Below are 4,122 nucleotides of genomic sequence, written 5' to 3' on the forward strand. Positions count from 1 at the left end.
GTCTCGGCTGCGCCCGCAGCCCCGGCCGCACCGGCGGCCCCGGCGGCCCCGGCGGACGTGCCCGACGCCGAGTTCACCGCGGGCGACGCCCTCGACGCGCTCCTCGCCCTGCACACGAAGATCCGTCCCGAGCAGATCGCCGACGCGGACTCCGTGGAGACCCTGGCCAACGGCGTCTCCTCCAAGCGCAACCAGATCCTCATGGACCTGACGGCCGAATTCGGACTGGCCTCCATGGACGGGGCCGCCGAGGCGCCCCTGTCCAAGCTGCGGCCCGGAGTGGTCGCGGGAGCCCACGGGTACAAGCCCTTCGGCAAGTACCTGACCGAGGCGATCTCCGGCAAGCTCCGGCAGGTCGCGGGCGCGGCGGGCGCCAAGCCCTCCCGCGTGGCCGACTACCTCTCCTCGGCGTGGGGCCTCGGCCCGGGCTGGGCGACGCACGTCAGCGTGGCGCTCGTCCTGGGCAGCCGCGAGGGCAAGTCGATGCGCGGAGGCGATCTCGCCACGATCGCCCCGTCGAAGAAGTTCGACGCGATGATCGACGAGGCCGTCGCCCAGGTCGCGGCCCGCCGCGGCGTCGCCCTCGCCAAGCCCTCGGCGGGCTCGAGCGGGGGAACCGTCGACCCGGCCGCCCTCCAGGCCGTCACCGGCCACCTGACCGACGCGCTCGCCGAATCCGCCCGCACCCTCCTCGCCCGCCTCGGCAAGGAGCAGCCCGCAGCCGAGACGCCCGACGGCGAGGACCTCGCCCTGCGCGAGGCCGTGTCGGCCGAGCTCGGCGACGGCTGGGAGTCGTTCGTCAAGCCGGCCTTCGACCCCGATCGCGCCGTGCGCCTGAACGACCGGTGGGCGAGTGCGCGCGAAGACGTCGCACGCATCGCCGCCGGATACGAGGTCGACGGCAACTTCGAAGGCGTCGGGGAGGAAGTCGCCCGGCAGGCCCGCTGGCACGCCAAGCGCCGCCCCGAGCACGCCGAGCGCCTCGAGGCCATAGCCCGGGCCGCCGCAGACGCGACCCCGGGAGCCTTCTCCGGGCAGGTCGCGGTCATCACCGGCGCCGCCCCCGGCTCGATCGCCGGCGCGGTGGCCGCCAGGCTCCTGGCCGGCGGGGCGACCGTCATCGCCACGTCCTCGCGGGTCGACCCCGCACGGCTGACGTGGGCCGCCGGGCTCTACCGGGAGAGCGCCCGGGGCGACGCCGAACTCTGGCTCGTCCCGGCCAACCTGGCCAGCCTGCGCGACATCGACGCGCTCATCGAATGGGTCGGGGCCGAGCAGAGGGCGACCATCGGAGCCTCCTCGACCGTCCTCAAGCCCGCCATGGTCCCCGACATCCTCTTCCCCTTCGCCGCCCCTCCGGTCTCCGGATCGCTCGAGGAGGCCGGGACGGCCGCCGAGAACCAGGCCCGCGTCCTGCTGTGGGGCGTCGAACGGCTCATCGGCGGGCTTTCGCGCATCGGCGAGGACACCCACGTCGGCCACCGCCTGCACGTCGTCCTGCCCGGCTCGCCCAACCGCGGAACCTTCGGCGGGGACGGAGCCTACGGCGAGGTCAAGGCGGCCTTCGACGCCATCGTCAACAAGTGGGCCGTCGAACGGTGGGGCAGGCGCGTGTCCATCGCCCACGCCATCATCGGCTGGGTGCGGGGCACCGGGCTCATGGGACGCAACGACCCGCTCGTGGCCGCCGTCGAGGCGGCGGGCGTGCGCACGTGGGACACCTCCGAGATCTCGGCCGAACTGGTCGGCCTGTGCGCGGGCGAGGCCCGCGAGGCGGCCGTGCGCGAGCCGGTCGTCGCCGACTTCACCGGCGGCCTGGACAAGGTCGACCTGCGCCGGCTGCGCCCCGACTTCCCCGCCCCCGCGGTGGACGCCGCGCCCGAGGCGCGCACCGTGCCCGCCCTGGCGAACGTCGACGGGCCGGAAGAGCACGCAGCCCCCCGCGAGGCCTTCGCCTCCGGCACGGCCCGACCCGAGGACCTCGTGGTCGTGGTCGGCGTGGCCGAGGTGGGCCCGTGGGGGTCCTCGCGCACGCGGCTCGCCGCCGAGCTGGGCATCCAGCGCTCCGGCGACGTCGAGATGACCGCCGCGGGCGTCCTCGAACTGGCGTGGATGATGGGCCTGCTCACCTGGCACGACACTCCGAAGTCGGGCTGGTACGACGCCTCCGGCGCGCTCGTCCCCGAGGAGGAGGTCTACGAGCGCTACCGCGACGAGGTCGTCGCCCGTTGCGGCATCCGCTCGTTCATCGACGACGGGCCGCTGGCCGACCTGGGGTCCATCGACATCGCGCCGGTGCGCCTGGAGTCGGACGTGACCTTCACCGTCGCCGACGAGGCCGCCGCCCGCGCGCACGCCGAAGCCGACCCCGAGACGACAACCGTCGCCCTCGTCGACGACGAGTGGACGGTCACCCGCAAGGCCGGCGCCCTGACGTACGTGCCGCGCCGCACGACGCTCTCCCGCACCGTGGGCGGGCAGATCCCGACCGGCTTCGACCCGTCGCACTGGGGCTTCCCGGCCTCGATGATCGAGTCGATCGACCGCATGGCCATCTGGAACATGCTGACGACCGTGGACGCCTTCGTCGGCGCGGGCTTCTCCCCGGGCGAGCTGCTGCAGGCCGTCCACCCCAGCGAGGTCGCCTCCACCCAGGGCACCGGCTTCGGCGGCATGACCTCCATGCGCCGCTTCTACATCGACCGGTTCCGGGGCCGGGAGCGCCCCCAGGACCTCCTCCAGGAGGCGCTCGCCAACGTCATCGCCGCGCACACGATGCAGTCCTTCGTCGGCGGGTACGGGTCGATGATCCACCCGGTCGGCGCCTGCGCGACCGCCGCGGTCTCGGTCGAGGAGGCGGTCGACAAGATCGCCGCCGGCAAGGCTTCGTTCGTGGTGGCCGGCGGCATCGACGACATCAGCATCGAGTCGGTGACCGGCTTCGGCGACATGAGCGCGACGGCCGACACGGCCGCGCTGGCCGCCAAGGGCATCCCCGAGCGCTTCTACTCTCGCGCCGGCGACCTGCGCCGCGGCGGCTTCATCGAGGGCCAGGGCGGAGGCACCGTCCTGCTGGCCCGCGGGGACCTGGCCGAGGAGCTCGGCCTGCCCGTGCTCGCCGTGGTCGGCTACGCCCAGTCCTTCGCCGACGGCGCCCACACCTCGATCCCGGCCCCCGGCCTGGGAGCGCTGGCCGCCGCCCGCGGCGGACGGGACTCGCGCCTGGCGGGCAACCTCGCGGCCCTGGGAGTCTCCGCGGACGACATCTCGGTCGTCTCCAAGCACGACACGTCGACGAACGCCAACGACCCCAACGAGGCCGAACTGCACTCCCTGATCGCCCAGGCGCTGGGCCGCAGCGAAGGCAACCCGCTCTACGTCGTCTCCCAGAAGACCCTCACGGGGCATTCCAAGGGCGGCGCCGCGCTCTTCCAGCTGGCGGGCCTGACCCAGATCTTCGCCAGCGGCCTGATCCCCGGCAACATGGCGCTGGACTGCATGGATCCCGTCTTCGAGGAGGACTCCTTCCTCGTCTGGCCGCGCAGCCCCTTCCAGCACGAGGGCGTCAAGGCGGGCCTGATCTCCTCGCTCGGCTTCGGCCACGTCTCGGCGCTCCTGGCGCTGGCCGCCCCCGGAGCCTTCGAGGCCGCCGTCGAACGCGCCCACGGCGCCGACCGCGTCGAGGAGTGGAAGCGTCGGGCGGCTGGGCGGACCCGGGCCGGGCAGCGTCTGCTCGAGGAGGCCATGCTCGGCCGCGTCAGCCTGTACGAGCCCATCAAGGACCGCCGCTTCTCCGGCGGGGGCGCCCACGCCGACGAGGTGGCCATGCTCCTGGACGGATCGGCTCGCCTGGGCTCCGACGGCTTCTACCCGAAGGCTCGGTGACCCCGGGCGTGGGAATCCTCGGCACGGGCCTCGACGTCGTCGACGTCGAGGCCTTCGCCGCGCAGCTGAACGAACCGGGCACGTCCTTCGCGCGCGTCTTCACCGCCCGCGAACGGCGCGAGGCCCGCTCGCGGGCAGCCGCGCACGCCCCCGGTGGCGCCGGGTCGGGACGGTGCGATCCGGGGTCGGACGGCGCCGTACCCTGCCGGGAGGCCCCCGGGCCGGCAGACGCGAACG

Annotated in this window: 1 protein-coding gene and 1 pseudogene; both read left to right on the forward strand. The window is 74.3% G+C overall.

Features of this window, described 5'->3' with window-relative positions:
• A partial coding sequence (locus tag HMPREF0043_RS08840; RefSeq protein WP_021602707.1) for a beta-ketoacyl synthase N-terminal-like domain-containing protein occupies window positions 1-3,885 on the forward strand: 3,885 nt, incomplete at its 5' end.
• Window positions 3,882-4,122, forward strand: a pseudogene (locus HMPREF0043_RS08845) (hypothetical protein); the annotation flags it as partial. The gene HMPREF0043_RS08840 and the pseudogene HMPREF0043_RS08845, both read left to right, overlap by 4 nt.

This window comes from Actinobaculum sp. oral taxon 183 str. F0552 (genome assembly GCF_000466165.1).
Classification (GTDB): domain Bacteria; phylum Actinomycetota; class Actinomycetes; order Actinomycetales; family Actinomycetaceae; genus Peptidiphaga.